Origin of the sequence: Actinomadura rubrisoli (genome assembly GCF_004349215.1) — a bacterium.
In the GTDB taxonomy this organism is placed as follows: Bacteria; Actinomycetota; Actinomycetes; order Streptosporangiales; family Streptosporangiaceae; genus Spirillospora; species Spirillospora rubrisoli.
Genome location: NZ_SMKU01000170.1, coordinates 1 through 20,009 on the forward strand (window position 1 = coordinate 1; position 20,009 = coordinate 20,009).

The following is a 20,009-nucleotide window of genomic DNA, read 5'->3' on the forward strand; positions in this document are numbered from 1 at the left end:
CCAGAGGCTCCTGGCAGGGCGGTTGTTTTGGTCGACTTCGCATCTACCAGGAGCCTCGTCGCGTCACCGGCCGACTCAGTCCACCGCAACCACCTTGTGACCAGCACGATCAAGATGGAAAAGGCTCAGTGGAGAGCGTCGGCGACGGCGTTCTTGTGAGCGCAGGCGAAGCGCTCGATCTCGGCGGCGTCCGCCTTCTTGGAAATGAGCGCGAGGATGTGCGAATGCTCGACCACGGAACGATGGGCGCGGCTGGAGATGTAGGTGAAGGTTGAGCGGCGCATGTGGTCCAGGAGGGTCCACTGCTCTTCGAGCAGGGAGCGCAGGCGGGCGTCCGGGCAGTGCCGGTAGATGGAGAAGTGGAACTCGCGGTTCAGCGCCGCGAAGGCCGCGGGGTCGAACTCCACCAGCGCCTCCACCATACGATCGTTGATCTCGCGGGACGCGGAGACCTGCACGGTCGTCATATGCGGTGCGGAGGCGGCAGTGGCGTAGCCCTCAAGGCGGGCCAGGATCTGCAGCGTGTGCTCCGCCTGGTCGGCGTCGAAGACCGCGACGCGGGCGCCGACGTTGCGCACCACCTCGACCAGCCCGTCGGACTGCAGCCGGCGCACGGCCTCGCGCAGCGGGATCGTACTGACCCCGATCTCTTGGGCGAGCTCCTTGACGACCAGCCGGTACCCGGGCACGTACGTGCCGTCCAGGATGCGTGACCGCAGCAGTTCGTAGCAGAGCTCGGCCTTGCTCTCCTTGGTCGTGCCCGGCTTCCTCGCGGACCTCACCCGGTTCTCCTCCCGCGATTCCCAAGATCATACACATCTCTCTAGATGATTTCACATACGATTTTCAATATTACTCGCTGGTTGCGAGCCTACCTCGTTCCGCTTGCCGATCGGGTGGACCGTTCGATCCCAAACGATTTAACCGTTCGAGCCCAAACGAACTTGCCGCTCTACCTGTTGCTTTGGATCCTGTGCGAACTCTGGACGCGGAGCAGGCGGATACGATTAGCTACATAGAATCACATACGATTTTGATCGAACATCGTCGGCGTCTCCGTGGCTTTGCCTGGGACCATGTCGCTCTATGCGGTGCAGGCGCTCTATGCCTGCCGGTGGTCCCAGCCGTGGCGCATCCGGATGACCTGGGGAAGCCCGAGTATCAGCAGGTGCAGGATGTCCGGGATGCCGGGGTCGAGCTCGACGTTCAGCCACCGTGAGGTGGGAAGCGCTCCTCGCTCGCTCATGGCGCGGACGGACGCCTCGGGCTCGATCACGGTGCCGAGCGGTGTTCGATGACCGTCAAGGATCTGGTAGGACTCTCTGAATCCTCTTGCTTGGCGTTCGGCTGTCGCGAAAGTGGCACCGTCGAGGCCGCAGAGCTGGAAGTCGCAATGGACGAAACCAACTGGCTTGATCGTGCCGGCCTTTTGGTCGTTCGGCCAGAAGATGGGTGCCCACCTGCGAAGGCGGAAGCCTGGGGGTATTCGTCCGACCGACAGGAGCGCCGCGCCCGAGGGGTCGCGGAAGTCCATGATCTCCCCGGCCGTCATGAGCGATCGCCAGGGTGACCGGTCACGCTGGAAGGCTTGGGCCAGGAGCGTCCCGTCGCTGGTGTCCCGGTAGGACCGGTCGCCCGCGAACGTCAGGGTGCCGACCTGGAAGAGCGCGGGCCGCTCGGAGCCGATCACAGCTGCCTTCCTCGAATATTCATGAGATTTGTACGTGGCGTGTATGGACGACGCGTCCACCTTGGCCGGACGTCATCAGGAAAACGTATATAAGTCGTTAGCAGGTCGTTAATGAGCTGGCGGAGAAGCATCTTAATGATCTTGAATGATGCCTCTCGTTGAACATCTTCGTCGCCTTGCTGGAAGGTGCTGTGAACCACATCGACCGGATCTTGAACACGCCTGCGCCCGATCGCGGCTCGAACGGTACCGCCGGACGCTCATCCCGTGGTGAGCCGGTCATGGCCGGATGGCCGCCGGTGCCGCCAACCGCGAGTCCGGAGGAGGTGCGGATCGAGCGTGAGCGGCTGCGCGGGATCCAGTCGGGACTGCCCGTGGCGGCGCGGCCCCTGGAGAAGGCCGTCCAGGAGGTGGTCGGGTTGCAGGTCGCGGAGGCGTCGTTCACCTCGTTCACCTATTCGCTGGCCATCGCCTACAACGAGGTGGAGGCGTACACGTTGCGGGAGTTGAAGCATCGGGCCGAGGAGACCGCCGTCATCCGGGACGGCGTGAGGTACTCGGCCGACGCGTGGGAGGCCGCGGAGCACGCCAGTACCGTCAGGATGGCCTGAGCTGTGGCGGCTCTGGCGCAGGGCGCCTGGCTGGCGAAGAAGAATCTGCAGGTCGGAACCGTCGCCGCCTTGTCGCTGTCGGCGATGGGCGTTCCGGCGGCGTGGCCCTTCGTCCCGTCCTTCTACATTCACCAGTACAACCCCCAGGCGTTCTGGGACGGAGGTACGGCGTGGGCGCGAATGGGCTCGGACGTGCAGAAGGCGCGAGAGCAGATCCGGCAACTGGTCGACGGGGTGGAGCAAGACGGGTGGAAAAGCGAAGACGGCCGTGCGTTCAAGCAACGCATCGACCGCTATCTCGCGGACCTGCTGTCGGTTGAGCTGCGGGCGGCCTTCGTCGCGGCGGTGCTGTTCACCGCCGCCGCGCTGACCATGGCCATGATCGTATTCATGGCGCTGATCGCCGCGGTCCTGGTGGCGCTGGCCGCCTGGGTCGCTATCGCCACCATCACCCCGATCAGCGCCGGGATGGCGCGCCTGTCGGCCACGATGACGCTGGCGAATCTGAACGCCACGCTCAAGTCCGTGGAATCCACGCTCAACACCGTGCTGCACACCTGCGCCGGTCTCCTTGGATCGCTCATCGCGGGAGACGTCCTGGTGGAGGCCGCGCAAGGCGACTTCAGCGGCGTGCGGGACTTCATCAGTGCCACCCTCGCCCAGGGGCCCATGCTCATCTGGGGGACGGCGAACCGCGTGGAGCGTGACGCCACCGCGTTCGGAATCGGCGGCCGGATGCCCGCCAACGGCTTCTATGGCTGGACGAGCCGCGGCCGGGCCGGCGAGGCCGTCCCGGCTGGGTGGCCGCAGGCCGCGGGCGCCAAGGGTTTCCATGAGACGCAGTACAACGACGGCGCCCAGGTATTCACCGGTGGCTTGGCCCCGGAGCAGAATCCCGACGGCTCCTATCAGTACCCCTGGGAGTGATGAACGAGTGGACGAGCTGAAGGACACTTTGGGCTTCGACCCGGAAAAGCTGGCCAAGGACGCCGACGCGTTCTTCGGCCAGCTCCGCGACATGCATGCGGCCGGCACCGCGGTCACCACGCGCGCGGAATCAGCGGACCAGCGTGTGGCAGTGGAGTACTCAAGCTCCGAGGGTGTGCGGGCCCTCCACATCGACCCCCGCGCGATGCGGGCGGGCGCGCAGGAACTGGCCACCACCATCTTGGATCTCATCCGCCAGGCCCAACGCGAAGCCGAATCCGAGGGACAGGAGCGGCTCACCGAGCTTCTAGGCCGGGACAACTCGCTCATCAGCGACCGCGACTCGATCGGCAGGGAACTCCGGAACGCGACCGGCGCCGTCCAGGAGAACCTGGCCACCGCGACGGAAACCCTCGACCGGCTTCAAAGCGTCCTGCGCCGCTGATCTGGCAACGCGCAGGAGGGCTCGCCACCGGCGATCTCTTCGGTGCGCGGCTTCCGCGAGCCGCGTTCACGGACGGAACGTTCGACACCGCGGATTCGCGGACGATCGGTCTGGACGCCATGAGCGTGGTCTTCCGCGCCGCGTTATGGGGGCGTTAAGCCTGGCGGCGGGCCCGCTAAGAACGCATGAAGAGCCCTGACGCCGGCCTGGACCTGGCGTTCTACTCACTGCAGAGCCCGATGGAACGGGGATTCGGATCGCTGTCGAGGAGGCTCGGCATGGGGCTCGGACCCACCCGGCCGACGTCTGGATCAGCCGGGGATATGTGGAGGAAGAATGAGTAAGTCCCCCGACCGAGGTGTGGCCGACGCCGGAGAGGAGCCTCCTGATCGGCAGGATCGGCACCGGTTGAGCGTCGTCGGCGGGCTGGCCGCCCTGTCACTGGACGCGATGGCGTCGGTGGCCTACGGCCCGGAGGCGATCGTGCTGGTGCTGGCGTTGGCCGGGGGAGCGGGGATGGGGTTCACCCTGCCGGTCACGCTCACGATCGCCGCGCTGCTGGGCGTCCTGGTGTTCTCCTACCGGCACGTCATCGCCGCCTTCCCGGAGGGCGGCGGCGCCTACGGGGTCTCCAAGAGGTACCTGGGACGACGCGCATCGCTCATCGCCGCCGCCTCGCTGATCGTCGACTACGTGCTGAATGTGGCGGTGTCGGTCGCCGCCGGGACGGCCGCGCTGACCTCGGCGTTCCCTGGGCTGGTGCCGTACCGGACGGGGATCTGCCTGGCGGTGCTGGCGGCGATCACGCTGGTCAACTACCGGGGGATCGCGCACAGCGCGCGGTTGTTCATCGCCCCGACCGTGGTCTATGTGGGCGCCATCCTCACGGTCATCGCGGCCGGGCTGCTGCGCGGCGGGCCGGCCGCCACCGAGCACGCGGCCGCCGCGCAGGCGCAGGGCCTGCAGACGGTCGGCGTACTGCTGCTGCTGAAGGCGTTCGCCAACGGCTGCGCCGCGCTCACCGGCGTGGAGGCCATCGCCAACGCCGTCCCGTCCTTCCGGCGCCCCCGCGTCCGCCGGGCGCAGCGCGCCGAGATCGCGCTGGGCGGGCTGCTGGCGCTGATGCTGATCGGGATCGCGCTGCTGATCGAGCGGTTCTCCATCCGCCCGGTCGAGGGCGTCACCGTCCTGGCCCAGGTCACCGAGGCGGCCGTCGGGCATGGCGTCGGCTTCTACGTGGTGCAGTTCGCGACCGTGGTGCTGCTGGCGCTGGCCGCCAACACCTCCTTCGGCGGGCTGCCGGTGCTGGCCCGGCTGCTGGCCGCCGACAACCACCTGCCGCACCTGTTCGCGCTGCAGGCCGAACGCCAGGTGCACCGCTACGGCATCGGCTTCCTGGCGGTCGCCTCGGCGGTGCTGCTGGTGGCCGCGGGCGGCGACATGAACACCCTGGTCCCGCTGTTCGCGATCGGGGTCTTCGTCGGATTCACGCTGTCGCAGGCGGGGATGGTGCGGCACTGGCTGGCGACCCGCACGCGCGGGTGGCGGGGGCGGATCGCGCTGAACGGGCTGGGCGCGCTGCTGACGGCGGTCGCCGCTCTGGTGGTGGCGGTCTCCAAGTTCAGCGAGGGCGGCTGGCTGATCCTGCTCGCGCTGCCCGCCATGGTCGCGGTGATGGAGCGTGTCGGCCGCGCCTACCGGACGATCGGGGAGAAGCTGGAGCTCGGCCGCGTCCCGGCCCCGCCGCGCCCCCGCAGGTCCCTGGTGATCGTGCCGGTCGGCGGCGTCAGCGGCCTGACCCGCCAAGCCTTGGCCGCCGCGCTCAGCCTCGGCGACCGCGTGGTGGCCGTCCGCGTGGTGCACCCCGAGGAGGCCGACGCACGCCGCCGGTTCCTGGCCGAGTGGGAGCGCTGGGAGCCGGGGGTGGAGCTGGTGCTGGTCAACGGCGAGCGGCTGCGGCTGGTCGAGCCGATCGTGCGCTATGTCCGGGACGTCCCCGAGCGGCACGTGTTCGTCCTCATCCCCGAGGTCGAGCCCGAGCACCTGTGGCAGCGCGTCCTGCAGAACCAGCGCGGGGCCGTCCTGGCCCACGCGCTGCGCCGCGACACCGAAGCCGTGGTCTGCCGGCTGCGCTTCCGCATGGCCCCCCTCCGGGAGAGCGAGGCGGTCGCGGACCGGTCGGAGCAACCGGCGGGGACGCCCTGAACAGTCGGGAGGAGAAATGAACGAAGCACTCGGCCTGATCCTCATCATCGCGGGCGTGGCCCTTCCGGGGGCCGCGGCGCACCCGGTCAAGCGACGGCCCGGTGGCCCCCGGCGCCTCGGCACCCCCGCCGAGCCGGGTGAGGGCGCCACGCCGGACCACGGCTTTCGGCAGGAGGCCGCGCCGTGGATGCTCGCCGCCGGACTCGCCCTGGTGCTGGCGGGCCTGGCGGCGCTCGCCGTCGAGCCCGGCGAGGTGCTGCTCGCCCTGGTGATGGTCGGCGCTCTTCTCGGCGTGACCCTGGCGCTCGTCGGCCACGCCATCGGGGACGCCGAGACGCGGCGCCACTCCGACTGAACGCGCGTGTCACGGTTCGACATGGACGGCCCGCAAGCCGTAGCCGTCCTGTCCCGGTGACTCCCACGTCAGCAGGACGCGCTGCCCCGGGCGCAGTTCCCGATGGCCAGGCGAACTCCCAGGTGCAGCGGTTTTCCTGGCCTGGTACGGTTCGAGGAGGTGTGCCGGGAAGTCTGGTCGGCGTCATATCGGGTCGACCGGGAGCAATCGTGCGCGGTGTCGAGGTCGTCCTCGCTCTGGTGATCCTGGCGACCGTCGTGGCGGTGACCGCCAAGCGGTTGCGGGCGCCCGCGCCCTCCTTGCTCGTCCTGGCCGGTCTGCTCGTGGGCTCGCTGACCTGGGTGCCCGACGTGCGGGTCGAGCCGGAGATCGTGAGCCTGGTCGTCCTGCCGCCGCTGCTCTACACCGCCGGGGAAGAGCTGTCCTGGCGCGCGCTCAAGGCCGTCTGGAAGCCGGTCTCCCTGCTGGCCGTCGGATTGGTGATCGCCTCGGCGGCCGTGGTCGGCCTGGTCGCCGCCGCGCTCACCTCGCTGCCGTGGAGCATGGCGTTCCTCCTCGGTACCGTGCTGGCCAGCACCGATCCGGTGGCGGTCACCGCGCTCGGCCGGAGGCTGGCGCTACCGGCACGCGTGCAGACGCTCGTCCAGGCCGAGAGCCTGTTCAACGACGCCACCAGCCTGCTGCTGTTCCGGATCGCCGTGGTGGTCGTGGTCTCGGCGCAGGGACTGTCGCCCGGGCACGTCGCGGGAGAGTTCGTCCTGCTCGCCGGTGGGGGAGTGCTCGCCGGAGCCCTGGTGGCCGCCGGCATCGCGGTCATCCGGCGGCGCACCGAGGACCCGGTACTGGAGACGGTGATCGCGCTGATCACCCCGTACGCGGCCTACGTGCTGGCCGAGGTGGCGCACGCCTCGGGCGTGACCGCGGTCATCGTCACCGCCGTGATCATCGGAAACCAGGCACCGGCGCTCACCACCGCCAACATCCGCCTCCAGCTCGCCGCGGTCTACGGCACGGTCGTCTTCCTGCTGGAGAGCGTGGTCTTCGCGCTCATCGGGCTGCAACTGCCAACGCTGATCCGAGGACTCGCCGACGACCGGCAGCCATGGCTGGTGCCCGCCGTGGTCGTGGCGGTGACCTTGATCGCCGTCCGCGTCGCCTGGGTCTTTCCCTTGGCGGCACTGCAGCAGTGGCGACGAGGCGCCCGTCCGTCCTGGCAGGTCCCCGCCGTCGTCTCCTGGGCCGGTGCCCGGGGCGTGGTCCCGCTGGCCGCCGCGCTGTCGATCCCGCTCACCACCACGGCGGGCACCGCGCTGCCGCACCGCGAACTGGTGGTGGTGCTGGCCACGGCGGTCATCGCGATCTCGCTGACCATCCAGGGCTTCACCCTCGCCCCGCTGGTGCGGGCCGCGGGCATCAGCGTCGATCCCTCGGACCTGGACGAGGAGTACGCCCTAGCCCGCCTGCGCATCGCCGAGGCTGCCATGAACCGTCTCCAGGAACTGGAGGACCTGGAGGCCGCACCGGGAACGGTGGTGGAGCGCCTGCGGGTCGTCCTGCTCGACCGGATCGAACGCGGTGAGCTGCGCGCCCGTGGCGACGGTGACGTGGACGACATCTCCCGCGCCTACGTGGCGACCCGCCGGGACCTGATCGCCGCCGAGGTCGCGGAGCTGCACCGCCTCCACGAGCGGGGCGAGATCGGCGAGCGCACCGTCCGCAACGTCCAGCGCGTCCTTGACCTCGAAGAATCCTCCCTCGACCGGGCGCACTGACCGACCCGGCCGCCTGAGTGGCCTGGACCAGATTTTGAGGCGGGGATCTTGTGCTCCTTTGCCTGGGCGGGTCAGGCGAGTTCTTTGTAGAGAATCTTGGTGAAACCGTTGGGGTCGGAGATGACCTGGCTTTTGGTCACTGTTCCTGCGTCCCATGCCTGCATGGCTTCCAGGCGGATGGTGGTGGGTTCGTCGATGTCGAGGAAGATGCGGCCGGTGGCGGTGGTGCCGTAACCGCGATTGGTGCCGGGCGGGCGTTTGGCGCTGGTGACGACGAGCAGGTTGCTTTCCTCGACTGGGGCTCCGGTGGTGAGGTTGAACAACCGAGAGGTGATCCAGGCGCGGGTGAACTGGTTCTGTGCGGTCATGAACTGGCCGCGGACCTGTTGTGTCACCTCGTACGCGCCCCGCTTGTTCAAGGTGACGGTGGTGTGGGCGACGGGAGTCCATCGGCGGGTGGTGGCCGTCAACGCGGTCGTGCGGCCGATCGCTCTGCCGTGATCTGGCGTTCGGCCGGGCAGGGCGGCGGGCTTCTCGGCTGGGGCCTGCTTGCCGGCGGTGGAGGCGGGTCTCGCGGTGGCGGGGCCGATCAGGGAGGCCAGCAGCGCGGTGATGACGGGCAGGAGGGCCAGCCCGCACAGGAGGGCCACCGTTTCGAGCGCCGATCTGTCGCCGCGTGTCAGCAGATTCTGGCGGACGGGAGCGGTGCGGTTAAGGGTTTGGCTGTCGCAGACGGTCATGGCGTTGCGTCCAGGACGTTGACAACGGTGCCGGGTGGGACGATCGCGGCGGGGTGGCTGGTGGCGAAGGCCATGGTCAGGTGCGCAAGGGAGAGCTGCTGGGGCCTTTCCATGTGAGTAGCTTGGCGGGTGCCGTCCATGGATGGTCCATGCCTGGTCCATAGCGGGGTGGGAGCGGGACGAACGGAGGTTCGTCGGCTTACGGAGAGTTGTGAGACGAGCCGGATCCTGAGAGGTCATGGCCGAGACCACCGTCCCGAGATGATGTCAGGCGCGCAATCGGACGGCCGAACCTTCCGGTGCATGTGAGGAAGGCATTAATTCACCTATTGTGAACCATTCTGTGGCTGTATTGTGTTTGGGATCAGTGTCGAGTTGAGTGGCGATCGACCTTGCATGCCAAGATGCCGAGAGTTGATATCATATGGGCGCGGAATTCAAGATCTTGGGCCCGCTGGAGGTCTGGACCGGTGGGGAGCAACTGCGCCTGGGCGGGGCCGGGCAGCGGAAGGTGCTGGCCGCATTGTTGCTGTCAGCAGGTCATGTGGTGCCGCTGAGCCGCTTGGTGGACGTGGTCTGGCCACAAGAGCCGCCCGCCACCGCGGAGAAACGCGTCCGCAATCTGGTGTCCGAGCTGCGGAGGCTGCTCGCCGATGGCAGTTCGGCCGGGCCGGTGGCGTCCGGTGCCGGGTACCGCCTGGAGGTCGGAGAGGACGAACTGGACGCTGCCGTGTTCGACCGCCGGGTGAGGCGGGCCCGCCGGCATGCCGCCGACGGGGAACCGGCGGAGGCGGTGGCCCAGTTCCGCGCGGCCCTGAACCTGTGGCGGGGGCCAATGCTGGCGGGGCTGGAATGCCCGGCGCTACAGCCGCAGATGACCAGTTGGGAGGAACGACGAACGGCGGCGTTGGAGGAGGACATCGAGCTGGAACTGGACCTCGGCCGACACCACAGCGTGATCAGCGAGCTGACCGAGCAGGTGGCCGCGCACCCGCTGCGGGAACGGCTGGCCGGGCAGTTGATGCTGGCATTGCACCGAGCCGGCCGGCGGGCCGAAGCGCTGCGGGTCTTCTACGACACCTGCGAAACGCTGGCGGAGGAACTGGGCCTGGACCCCGGCGACCATTTGAAGGGACTGCACCAGCAGATCCTGGTCAGCGACCCCGGCCTCGCGGCGTCGCCACCGGATCGACGCAAGCGCGTTCACCAGTTGCCCCACGACCTCGCCGACTTCACCGGCCGTGCCACCGAACTGAACCGGCTCCTGTCGGCCCTGCCGGACGAGAGGGAGACGACCACCGCGGTAGTGATCAACTCTATTGACGGGATGGCCGGAATCGGCAAGACCGCCTTAGCCGTACACGCCGCGCACCGGCTGGCCGACCGCTACCCCGATGCGCAATTGTTCATCGACCTGCACGCGCACACTGCCGGAGACCAACTCGGCATCACGGCCGCCGCCCTCGACACGCTCCTGCGCGCGGTGGGCGTGCCGGGGGAGCGGATCCCCGACGGCCTGGAGCAGCGGGCCGGGCTATGGCGGGCCGAACTGGCCGGCCTCAAGGCCTTGATCGTGCTGGACAACGTCGCCACCGCCGCACAGGTGAGGCCGCTGCTGCCCGGCGACCCCGAAAGCCTGGTGCTGATCACCAGCCGCCGCCGGCTCACCGACCTGGAGGGCGCCCGCACACTGTCGCTGGAGGTGCTGCCGTCCGCCGACGCGGCCGCACTGTTCACCCGGATCGCCGACGACGCGCGCGCCGTCACCGAACCGCAGGCCCTGGACGAGGTGGTGCGGTTGTGCGGCCTGTTGCCGCTGGCGGTCCGGATCGCCGCCGCCCGGCTGCGCACCCGTCCCACGTGGACCCTCGCCCACCTGGCCGAACGCCTGGGCGACCAGCGGCGACGGCTGGGTGAACTGGCCACAGGGGACCGCAGTGTGGCCGCCGCGTTCGCCCTCTCCTACCGGCACCTCACTCCCGTCCAGCAGCGGCTGTTCCGGCTGCTGAGCCTGCACCCGGGTACCGATTTCGACGCTCACACCGCCGCCCAGATCGCCGACATCACGCTCCAGGAGGCCGAGCAGCTCCTGGAGAACCTGCTGGACATGCACTTGCTGCAACAACGGACCGTTGGCCGGTACCGCTTCCACGACCTGCTGCACACCTACGCCGCCCACCTCACGCTTGAGGAGGACACCGAGGCCGACCGGCGCGCCGTCCTGGGCCGCATCCTCGACCACTACCTCGCTTCCGCCCGAAACCTCTACCGGCTGCAACGGAACGGCTGCAAGCTCGCCGACGCACTGGCGGCCACCCACTCGGCAGGGGTCGCGTTCGCCGACCCGACCGAAGGACAGACCTGGTTGCTGAACGAGCTCGACGGCATCCTGGGAGCCGTCCGCAAGGCCGCCGCCGACCCCGGCGCGCCGGTCGCCGTCGCCGCGGACCTGCTGCTCGCTCTCGACCCCATGGGCGACGTGGCGTTCCTGTGGCCGCGGCTCAACGGCCCCGCCGCCGAGATCGCCGACGCCGCCCAGGCCCGCGGCGAGTCTCCCGCCGAAGCCCGGGCGCGATACATGCTCGGCGGCGGGCTCTGGCAGGTCGACCGGCTCGCCGAGGGCGAAGCGCAGATCCGCCGCGGCATCCGGGCGGCCCATGACGGCGGGGACGAGGCGATCCTGGACCGACTGCTCAACGTGTCTGCTCTGCTCGCTTTTGACCAGCAAGATCACGAGGAGGCGCTCAAGATCTTTCAGGAGAGCTTGACGGTCAGCCGGCGCTCCGGAAACTGGTGGCCGCAGCTGGAGGTGCTCAACAACATCGCCGCTCTCTACATCATCGGAATCGGGCGGCCCTTGGAGGCGCTGCCGTGGCTGGAGCGCGGGCTGGCGCTGGTGGACCAGGTCGGAGGACAGTCGTTCGCCTGGCAGTACCTGATGATCAACCGCGGCCGGGCGAGGCGGGCCCTCGGCCGTCCGGACGAGGCGATCGAGGACTTCCGAGCCGTGCTCACCGCCAGCCGCGCCCTCGCCTCCCCTTTCCAGGAGGCGATGGCCCTACAGGAACTGATGGAGACGGCCCGGCGGCTCGGACGGCTGGAGGAGGCCCTCGAACACGCCGAGGCGAGCCTGGCCATCTGGCGGCAGCTCGGCAAGGAGGCCGGACAGACCGAGGTCAGGGCCGTCCGGGAGACGATCCACGCGGAGCTGGACCGATCCCGTCCATTAGCGACCTAAGAAAGACATTCTCATTGAGAGCCTGTTGGCCCGACAGCTGTCGCCCGCACCATAATCCAAAAGGCGCCCCTGCCGCGTTGGCGGCGCTCACTCCAAGCTGACACAGGACGTTTCGGGCGTGGACCTTGGTTCCTGCGGTGGTGAAACCGCAGGGTGGGTGGGGCGCGCCCGGCAGGATTCGAACCCGCGACCGCCCAGGCCCGCTACGTTAAGACTTTTTCTTCTTGCCGTGGTTGAGGATGCGTGCGGGGATGTTGTGGTCGTGGCAGAGGGAGAGCAGCCCGCTGCCGTCGATGAGGTTGAGGGGCTTGCCGGCGGCGAACTTATAGCTGTCGGGGCCGTAGCCGGAGGTGGTGATCATGATTCCTTTGGTGGCGCCTTCGTGTTGGACGGTGCCCCACAGGTCGCGGACATGGGTGGGTTCGACGGTCTTGGTGTAGAGCTTGGCTTGGACGATGAACTTTCCGCCGGTGATGGGGTGGGGGTCGTAGGCCACGCAGTCCACGCCGCCGTCGCCGCTGGCTTGGAAGAGCTGGGTGTCGAAGCCCATCCTGGCGAACAGGTTCTGCACGAAAGCCTCGAACTCTTTCGGTTTGAGGTCCATCAGGTTGGGGCGTTTGTCGATGTCGGAGATGACGTCGACGGGGTCGATGGCGCGCGGGTCGGCCATGCTGTAGGGCATGACGGGCTCGACCGGGACCAGTTCGTCGGGGTGGGGGGAGACGTCGGCGAAGAAGTGTCGGCGGATGCACTCGACGGGTTTGAACTTGGTTCGCTCAGGACGAGCGGCTGGAACTGCTCACGGGTGGCCCGCAGGGTGATCAGGTGCGGCTGGATCCGCCGGCCGGTGACGGGGTCGACGGCGTGAACGCGGCCGTTGAACACGATGGTGCTGATCAGGCCCGCAGGGGCGGCGTCGAAGACCTCGCGGAGGGTGCGCAGGGCGATCTGGGCGATGACGCGCTGGTAGATCTGCCGGATCTCCGTCAAAGGACGGATGGTGGGTTCGACGGCCTTGCGGGTCTTGATGTGCCGGAAGCTCTTGTGTTCGGGGACGATTTCGACTGGGGGCAGGTACCACTCGACGGCTAGCAGGGATGATTCGGGGACATAACCGGCGTGGCGCTCGGTGGGGAAGCCGTCGGGGTAGGGGGAGTGGGCTAGCACGATCTCCATGTAGTCGCTGACTGCATGCCGGTCACCGTCGCGCAGACCGGCGGCGATCCGGTCGAGGTGCGCGTTGTGGGTGGCCGCGTCGCGTTCGGCGTCGGCCACGGCCTGTCCATAGGCGCGGCGGGCTCGCGCCAGCCGTGCCTGCCTGCTGGCCTCGCGTTCGCGGTACCCGTCTTGTGCCTTGGCGAAGGCGTCTTCGGCCGCCCGGAGTTCCATTTCGTGGCGTTGCCGTCCACCCAGCATTCGCGCCAGTCCACGTGGCGGTTCGGGTGCGAAGTCGGTCCAGTCAGGGACGGGCTCGGGGACGGCGAGCGAACCAAGGTCGGGTGGCGCGATGTCAGGCCGGCGGCGCAGGGTGGTGAGCGAGATCCGGGGATCCCAGGTCAGCGATGACCGGAGCAGTGTCTCCAACTTTTCGATCCGCTGCTCGACGGCGGCATTCCGCGCCGTGGCCTGCTCGTCACGGGCCGTGGCGTCGGCTTGGGCCTGCTCGCGCTCGCGGGCCTTGCGCTCCTGTTCCTGGCGGCGGGTCGCCTGCTCTTTGGCCCGTTGATCGGCGAGGCGGGCCTTCTCCCACTCGCGGTAAGAACTGTACGGATCAGACCCACGCGCCATCGCCCACCGCCGACCGCTAGTTTTACTCACCGTCGAGGCGACGGTAACGCGTGGGGGCTGTGACAGCAACGGACTCCGGAGCGGCATTGAGCTTGCCGACACGCGCGCCGGCACATGACGCGGAAGCACGCTTTGCAGCGTCGCTCTCCATCGCCTGACAAACCCCCGGCAGCGGCATCGCCGCCGCCAACACGAGCCACGACGCCCCTGCGCCCATCACCACCGTGAACTGCAGTGTCAAAACCCATACCTATCGCGCGGCCGTAAAGGGCGGGGCCACATCAGTAAGGAAGGGCACAGACAATCCAGCCCAGATCACCGCCGCTAGGGCATCAGCACCAGCCATCACCCAACAGCGCCGGAACCGATCACCCAACAACCCACCGCCCAGCCCCAACAACGCTGGCGCCGCCTACAGGCGAGCACGACCGACAACCCACCCGGTCCATGCCCCGCTTGCAACGTTCCCCACGACAACGCCAGCGTGTCGAACCCATCCCCGATGCTCCCAACCATCCGGGTGGCAAGCAGCGTAACCACACGACGATCGTTCAACATCCCGAGAACAGTGCTCTTTGCCGCGGCCTCGGCCGGCGGGGTCCAGGCTTATCAGTGCCAGGCAGAGGCACTGAGGGACGGCCTGTTCGGTCGGGAAGTGGCCGCGAGCGTTTACGGGCTTTTCGCAAAGGATCTGTGCCGCGCCCTGGACACCGGGACCGAGCCCCGACATTTCGAGCCATGTGCGCCAAGCTCAAGCGCCCGGTCGGACGGGGCATCCTCTCCGAACCCGAACCTGGCCTGTTCATAGCGATCCGGGGCCGACAGTGACCCGACAGTCTTGATCTTGTCAAGCAAGTGGCCAAGTTGGGACGTCTCGCAGTGCTCCGCGCCGCTTTAGGGTGTGTCATATCGGGTCATGCTCGATGGAGATACCGCGACCTACCAGCCGAATTGGGTTTTGGTGCGCACTTTTTTCAGCCCGCGCAGGGCCGTTATGCGGCATCCGGGGGGTTGCGGCGCATTGGAAACTGGGTCAAGATCACGTTCGCCCCGCTTGTTCGCCTCGGGCAAGACCCGCGTCGGTCACCGTGCCGTCCGGCAAGCTCAAGCTCGGCGTCACCTACATCTTCCATACCTCCGCCTATGACGGCAGCTTGTACGAGACGTCGTGGTCGCCGTGGGCACGATTCCGCTTCACCCGGACCCTCGACCTGACCCTGCCCAACCCCAATGAGGCGGCGCCGAACCCGGACCAGTCCGCCCAGCCGTACACGAACACAATGGCGCCGCCCTCTCCGTGGAAGCCCGCACCCAGCCCGAACCGCGCCGGCTCGACTCCCCCCGGGCTGTTCGAAACCCACTGCACCACCTCCTCAGGCGGAGTAAAAGTGTGCAGCAAGGCCGAGCTCTACAATGGCCGCAACTTCGACCTTCACCGGGGAACCGGTGCGAGGGCCGCCACGCAGCGGTCCCTGGTCAGCGGCTGCGACCTGGCCAACCCGCGGGAAGGATTTTGGACCACTCGTCTTGAGGAATGCTCGGCGTTCGTTCTGACGTGGGATGTGAAGGTCAACGAGACCCCCATGGGCATCGTGAAAGCACTGGTGGTCGACGAGCGCAAGCTTGACCGGGCCTCCGCGAACATCACTGAGCGGATCAACGTCCTCGACGTGAGCATTCCGACGACAGGAATCCTCTCGTTCACCCTGAAGACCCCGAAGGTCGACTGCAAGCCCGGCAACTGCAGCACCCCGAACGTCGGCGGCTGGCAGGGCGTGGCCACCTGGATTCCCGGTGCCCCGTCCCACAGCGCGGCCACGGACGTGTCCTACGGCTGGACGCCGAACTCCCCCTCCACTCAACAAGTGACGAAGCTCGGCCGTCAGGTCTCGATGGACAGCAAGATACTGATCGCGGGCACCACGGATGAGTATTCGACACCCGCAACCTTCAGGGACGTCGTGAGCGGCTGGGAGAATGCCGATCTGGAGAAGGACGGATACGTCAATCAGATCCGATGCGATAACACCAAGATTGTCAATAAGGTGCCGACGACCGGCTGCGTGTTCCACAATTACGTGCCGACCTACACCTTTGACGCGGCGAAGTACCCGCAGGCGTCGTCGCATGCCTGGCTGATCGAGCACAAGCTGCCCAACCATCCCGGCAGCAAGGCCGACAACAAGCCGCTGTACTTCCTGCCCGACAGTGACCTCCCCGGCAACCGGGCGGTGATCTGCCCCGATGGATGGGCGGCGGCCAACGGCGACCCCAGCGTCCTCAGCGGTGCGACGGACAAGCTGAACTGCGACGAGTTCGCGTTCAACGCCACCTACAACAGCGGCGGAATGCCAGCGCTCGCGGGTGGCCTGAACCCGGTCAGCAGCGGCAGCGCCTGCGTACAGACCTTTGCGACCAAACAGGGTGACGCCGTGCACCTGTTCAACATCGACGGTCTGGTGCCAACGTGGAAGGAGGTCTGCGGACGGTCCGCGATCTCCGGGAGACACAACAGCGGTTCGATGGCCGCGTTCCCGGCCTTCAACGTGAACCAGCGTCTGCTGGACCGGGACCCGTACTGGCTGAACACCAACATGAGCGCGAAATGCGTCAGCGACAGCGCGACCGTGGAGTGCACCATGACCGCGAACAACAAATAGCAGCACCCCGCTCATCAGGGGGTGTCGCGCCGAAAGGGCGCGGCGCCCCCGCTGCTACCGGCTCACAGGGGCGAGGGCAGATGTACCGCGGGCAGCAGCCCCTGCTCGATCTCCCGACGCGGCAGCGACAGCCCGAGATGCTCGCCCACCGCCCTGAACAGTCGCCTCGCCAACTCCCCGTCCTCATCCTCAGGATCCTCGCAGCCGGGAAAGGTGTCCCGCACCGCACCGGCCTGGCGCATGGCCGCATCCAGCGCGGCGAACGCCCCGAGCCGGTCCTCGGGCGAGATCGCGGCCAGCAGGCTGTCCCCGGGCTCGGCGGCGCTCGCTTCGCCGGCGGCGTCGACGTAGTACACCCACGGGTGCTCATGCAGGAAGCGGTCCAGGCAGACGAGTTCGCAGCCCTGCGGCACCAACGTGTCCCTGCCCGACCGGTCCAGGAAGATCAGGTGCCAGGTGGACTTTTCGACCTCCAGAACGTAAGCCCAATCGCCGCTGCGGCCGAACATCGCCACGCTGTCGGCCAAGGGCACGCTCCGCCGGTCGAAATCCTTGAACGGCACGGGCCGCTCGGCCATGCGGCGGTCGGCACCGAGGCGAACCACAAGGTCCACCGGGTCCATGCCCCGTACCGCCGTGAGACAGATATCCGAGAGCATTCCGTCCTGGACAAGCCCACCGAAATACCAATGGTCGCCGATCCATGCCAAGTCGTCCGCCATCGTGCCGACCTCTCTCTCGATCTTCGCGCACACAGTACCGAGCCTCGGGAGGGACTCCGGGCCGCCAGGCGATCGGCCTGCAGCCGCTGCCACTCGCGCCCCGCCCGCAGGTCCAGGCAGTTTTGCAGCAACTGCCAGATCAACCTGTGGCCGCTCTGCTCGCACACAAGAACACCGGATCGTTCCTGCTCCCAGCCTTTCCACCTGTTCGCCCGCGGTCGGGGTCCTGTCGGACTGATGGACAGAGCGGGTCAGGCCGTTTCGGGTGGGGCGTGGACGGTGGTCCACAACTGCGTCCAGGCGTCTTGCCAAGGCCATCGCTGGGGCAGGTTCAGCACCAGGCGGCGGGCCGAGCGGGCCAGGCGGGCACGGAACACCGACCAGGTGGGCGCGGATGGGGGCGGTGGCGTTGGCGTTGAAATGCCCAGAGGGCAGGTGTGCCAGCGGCCCGGCTTTGCCGTCGGCGATGACCTGCTCGCTGCACGTCACGCAGACACGCGCACCACTATGCGCTACGACCGAGCCCGCAACAACCCCGACTACATCCTCGCCGCCTGCATGGCCTCCGGCACCTGAACCAAGGCCCGCGGACGGAAATGCGCTGGTCTGCCGATGAGCGTCTGCTCGGGCGTGAGCTCTATGAGTCCTCGGAAGTGCGATACGGGAGCTCCAGAGAGTGCTCCTCCAGGCTGCGGAGGGTCACTTGTCCGTCTCGTACTTGGTTGAGCAGGAACAGTTCCCGCGTCCGGCAGTCCGGGCAGATGCCGGCTATTGCCAGCGGCCATAGATCGACTGGGCGGCTTGACGGATCGCTGTCGAGGTACTCGCAGCTCTCTACCCAGTACCACTCGATACCCGACAGCCAGTTGACCGAGACCACGCGTGGTTCGAATTTCTCGACGTCTTCGTCGATCTCATGGCTCGCGCGGATGCCGTGGGCGTGGTGGGAGCCGTTGCGGAAGTCCTTGATCTCTTCCAGGAGCGCTCGTGTCGAGTCACGCTCCTGTATTGCGGGAGTTGAGCCACTCGCATAGCACTCTGCCGCGGCCCTGCAGCGGATGCAGCACGAACAACGGAGTGGCTGCTTCGCCGAACCCCGCGGGGAGAAGCCTCCAGTTGCCGGGGCTCTGCATGCTTTTGTACTGTGCCGGCGTCGATGTGTCGCGTGCAACGGAAGCGGTGGTCCTGTTGTCGGCGCGGTCACCGAAGCCGACAGCGGCGCTGCGGAAGGCGCGCAAGGACCGGTTGCACCTGCTGGTGCCGGACGGGACGCTCATCGCCTGCGACCGGGTCCGTGCCGACCGGCCGCACTATTCGGCCAAGCATCGCTGCCACCACCTCGTCAAGGCCATCGCCGTCCTACAAAACTACGAGGTCACCCGAGGATGAAAAAGGGTCATTGCCTCTGCCGGCGTGTACTGGGCCGGTGCCGTCCGACTCGGGGACGTTTCGGACATTGATCTTGGCGCCTGTGGTTGCAACACCGCAGGTGGGGTGGGGCGCGCCCGGCAGGATTCGAACCCGCGACCGTCGGATTAGAAGTCCGATGCTCTGTCCAGCTGAGCTACGGGCGCCTGAAACTCTGGGTTGAGCTGTGGTTTCAGTGAAGCAGGGTTACCGTAGCATAGCCGGACAAGGTCACGGGAGCATCGGATTGGAGCGCAGATGGGCGAGGTCATTCCCTTCAGAACCGGCACCGGCCCGGTCGTTGATGAACTCGGCGACGGGCCGGACATCCTGGGTCTGACCGGCTCCTGGCGGCTCGCCCTCGATCAGGAGGAGAAGAGTCCGGGCACCATTCGTTCGTATCTCGACACCGTCGCCATGACGGCGGCGTGGCTGGCCCGGCGGGACCGGTGCACGTGCGCGGACGGTGACGAGGACGAGCCCGCGGTGTGCCCGGTCGGGGCGACGGGCTCGGCGGGGGAGCCGAGTGCGGTCGTGCCGGACGTCGAGCACATCGGGACCGAGCATCTGCGCGCCTACCTTCTGCACCGTAAGCGGACCACGAGCCCGGGCACCGCGGCGAAGGACTTCCGGAACCTGCGCGTGTTCTTCGGGTGGTGCGTCGCCGAGGGGGAGCGGACGCCGCCGTCCCCGATGGACCGCGTGAAGAAGGTCGAGGTGGCGGCGAAGGCGCAGCCCATCTTCTCCGATGAGGAACTGGCCGCGCTGTTGAAGACGTGCAGTGGGAACAGCTTCGAGGACCGGCGCGACCACGCCATCCTGCGCGTCCTGATGGACAACGGGGTTCGCGTGTCCGGGCTGGCCGGCCTGCGGTACGCGCCGGACGACGCGGCGCTGCACGACGTCCACTTGGGCCGGCGCCTGCTGCGGGTGCGGTCGAAGGGGGGCCGGGAGTTCTGGGCGCCGATCGGGAAGAAGTCGGCGGTGGCGCTCGACCGGTACATCCGGGTGCGCAAGCGGCACAAGCACGCAGACTCGCCGTGGCTGTGGCTGCCGCTGGACTCCCGGACGACGGCGGCGGGGGAGCACCGGCTCCTCGCGCACGGCATCGCGCAGATGATCGAGCGGCGCGGTGCGGAGTGCGGGCTGGCGGCGACACCGCACAAGTTCCGGCGGACGATGGCGTCCACCTGGGAGGGCGACGTCGTCACGCTGATGGGCGTCGGCGGCTGGGAGTCCCTGGAGATGGCCAAGCACTACGGCCGGGTACGGGAGGAGCGGGCGCGCGAGGCGCACGCACGTCTGTCCCCAGGCGACCGTATCTAGGCGGTGTCTGATAAATGATCGTGTTGCGGGTGCTGGTCCGGTTGGATGATCGTCTGTGGTGCGTGGTGGTGAGTTGACTGATCGGGCGTGGGCGCAGCTTGAGCCGTTGCTACCCGCTGCCGG

The 20,009-nt window shown here is 67.9% G+C and carries 16 protein-coding genes and 1 tRNA gene; 10 read left to right on the top strand and 7 right to left on the bottom strand.

Going from position 1 to position 20,009, the window contains the following annotated elements; translation table 11 throughout:
- Positions 1 to 125: 125 nt before the first annotated feature.
- Positions 126 to 782, bottom strand: a complete 657-nt coding sequence (locus tag E1298_RS27355) for a GntR family transcriptional regulator (RefSeq protein ID WP_131898206.1) — start codon at positions 780 to 782, stop codon at positions 126 to 128.
- A gap of 320 nt (positions 783 to 1,102) precedes the next feature.
- On the bottom strand, positions 1,103 to 1,690 hold the full coding sequence (locus tag E1298_RS27360) for a hypothetical protein (RefSeq protein WP_131898208.1): 588 nt from the start codon (positions 1,688 to 1,690) through the stop codon (positions 1,103 to 1,105).
- A 326-nt stretch (positions 1,691 to 2,016) separates the two neighbouring features.
- On the opposite strand from E1298_RS27360, the gene E1298_RS27365 reads away from it, so the two are divergent.
- The 6 genes from E1298_RS27365 to E1298_RS27390 all read left to right on the top strand — a co-directional run bounded on the left by E1298_RS27365 (position 2,017) and on the right by E1298_RS27390 (position 8,005).
- Entirely contained in the window at positions 2,017 to 2,301 is a 285-nt protein-coding gene (locus tag E1298_RS27365) for a hypothetical protein (protein ID WP_131898210.1), read from the top strand.
- A gap of 3 nt (positions 2,302 to 2,304) precedes the next feature.
- Entirely contained in the window at positions 2,305 to 3,228 is a 924-nt protein-coding gene (locus E1298_RS48425) for a hypothetical protein (protein WP_165975682.1), read from the top strand.
- A gap of 7 nt (positions 3,229 to 3,235) precedes the next feature.
- Complete coding sequence (locus E1298_RS27370) at positions 3,236 to 3,673, top strand: YbaB/EbfC family nucleoid-associated protein (protein WP_165975683.1); 438 nt, start codon at positions 3,236 to 3,238, stop codon at positions 3,671 to 3,673.
- A 336-nt stretch (positions 3,674 to 4,009) separates the two neighbouring features.
- Complete coding sequence (locus E1298_RS27375) at positions 4,010 to 5,878, top strand: APC family permease (RefSeq protein ID WP_131898214.1); 1,869 nt, start codon at positions 4,010 to 4,012, stop codon at positions 5,876 to 5,878.
- A 16-nt stretch (positions 5,879 to 5,894) separates the two neighbouring features.
- Positions 5,895 to 6,233 carry a hypothetical protein gene (locus tag E1298_RS27380; RefSeq protein ID WP_131898216.1) on the top strand — a complete coding sequence of 113 codons (339 nt, stop codon included), beginning with the start codon at positions 5,895 to 5,897 and terminating at the stop codon, positions 6,231 to 6,233.
- 209 nt (positions 6,234 to 6,442) lie between these two features.
- Positions 6,443 to 8,005 carry a Na+/H+ antiporter gene (locus tag E1298_RS27390; protein WP_131898218.1) on the top strand — a complete coding sequence of 521 codons (1,563 nt, stop codon included), beginning with the start codon at positions 6,443 to 6,445 and terminating at the stop codon, positions 8,003 to 8,005.
- A gap of 71 nt (positions 8,006 to 8,076) precedes the next feature.
- Here the strand turns inward: E1298_RS27390 and E1298_RS27395 are convergent, their stop codons facing one another.
- Positions 8,077 to 8,745 carry a hypothetical protein gene (locus tag E1298_RS27395; RefSeq protein ID WP_131898220.1) on the bottom strand — a complete coding sequence of 223 codons (669 nt, stop codon included), beginning with the start codon at positions 8,743 to 8,745 and terminating at the stop codon, positions 8,077 to 8,079.
- Positions 8,746 to 9,169: 424 nt separating this feature from the next.
- Between E1298_RS27395 and E1298_RS27400 the strand changes: the two genes are divergently transcribed.
- Entirely contained in the window at positions 9,170 to 11,983 is a 2,814-nt protein-coding gene (locus E1298_RS27400) for an AfsR/SARP family transcriptional regulator (RefSeq protein ID WP_131898222.1), read from the top strand.
- A gap of 208 nt (positions 11,984 to 12,191) precedes the next feature.
- Here the strand turns inward: E1298_RS27400 and E1298_RS49650 are convergent, their stop codons facing one another.
- Both E1298_RS49650 and E1298_RS27405 read right to left on the bottom strand, forming a co-directional pair.
- Entirely contained in the window at positions 12,192 to 12,653 is a 462-nt protein-coding gene (locus E1298_RS49650) for a restriction endonuclease (protein WP_207944866.1), read from the bottom strand.
- A complete protein-coding gene (locus E1298_RS27405; RefSeq protein WP_207944867.1) occupies positions 12,587 to 13,900 on the bottom strand; it encodes a hypothetical protein in 1,314 nt (437 codons plus the stop codon). Before E1298_RS27405 ends, E1298_RS49650 begins: the two co-directional genes overlap by 67 nt.
- Positions 13,901 to 14,859: 959 nt before the next feature.
- Between E1298_RS27405 and E1298_RS27410 the strand changes: the two genes are divergently transcribed.
- On the top strand, positions 14,860 to 16,431 hold the full coding sequence (locus E1298_RS27410; RefSeq protein ID WP_131898224.1) for a hypothetical protein: 1,572 nt from the start codon (positions 14,860 to 14,862) through the stop codon (positions 16,429 to 16,431).
- Positions 16,432 to 16,493: 62 nt separating this feature from the next.
- Here E1298_RS27410 and E1298_RS27415 read toward each other — a convergent pair whose 3' ends face one another.
- The gene (locus E1298_RS27415; protein WP_207944868.1) at positions 16,494 to 17,186 is read right to left on the bottom strand and encodes a hypothetical protein; all 693 of its coding nucleotides are present in this window, start codon (positions 17,184 to 17,186) and stop codon (positions 16,494 to 16,496) included.
- A gap of 1,155 nt (positions 17,187 to 18,341) precedes the next feature.
- On the opposite strand from E1298_RS27415, the gene E1298_RS27425 reads away from it, so the two are divergent.
- A complete protein-coding gene (locus tag E1298_RS27425; RefSeq protein WP_131898226.1) occupies positions 18,342 to 18,542 on the top strand; it encodes a hypothetical protein in 201 nt (66 codons plus the stop codon).
- A 111-nt stretch (positions 18,543 to 18,653) separates the two neighbouring features.
- Here the strand turns inward: E1298_RS27425 and E1298_RS27430 are convergent.
- Positions 18,654 to 18,727, bottom strand: a tRNA-Arg gene (locus tag E1298_RS27430).
- 91 nt (positions 18,728 to 18,818) lie between these two features.
- On the opposite strand from E1298_RS27430, the gene E1298_RS27435 reads away from it, so the two are divergent.
- Positions 18,819 to 19,886, top strand: coding sequence for a tyrosine-type recombinase/integrase (locus tag E1298_RS27435; protein ID WP_131898228.1), 1,068 nt, complete (start codon positions 18,819 to 18,821; stop codon positions 19,884 to 19,886).
- Positions 19,887 to 20,009 lie beyond the last annotated feature (123 nt).

Excerpts from the sequence above, each read along its gene's own strand:
- E1298_RS27375 (WP_131898214.1), top strand. The coding sequence starts at position 4,010 with ATGAGTAAGTCCCCCGACCGAGGTGTGGCCGACGCCGGAGAGGAGCCT.
- E1298_RS27380 (WP_131898216.1), top strand. The coding sequence starts at position 5,895 with ATGAACGAAGCACTCGGCCTGATCCTCATCATCGCGGGCGTGGCCCTT.
- E1298_RS27395 (WP_131898220.1), bottom strand. The coding sequence starts at position 8,745 with ATGACCGTCTGCGACAGCCAAACCCTTAACCGCACCGCTCCCGTCCGC.
- E1298_RS27400 (WP_131898222.1), top strand. The coding sequence starts at position 9,170 with ATGGGCGCGGAATTCAAGATCTTGGGCCCGCTGGAGGTCTGGACCGGT.
- E1298_RS49650 (WP_207944866.1), bottom strand. The coding sequence starts at position 12,653 with ATGGCCGACCCGCGCGCCATCGACCCCGTCGACGTCATCTCCGACATC.
- E1298_RS27435 (WP_131898228.1), top strand. The coding sequence starts at position 18,819 with ATGGGCGAGGTCATTCCCTTCAGAACCGGCACCGGCCCGGTCGTTGAT.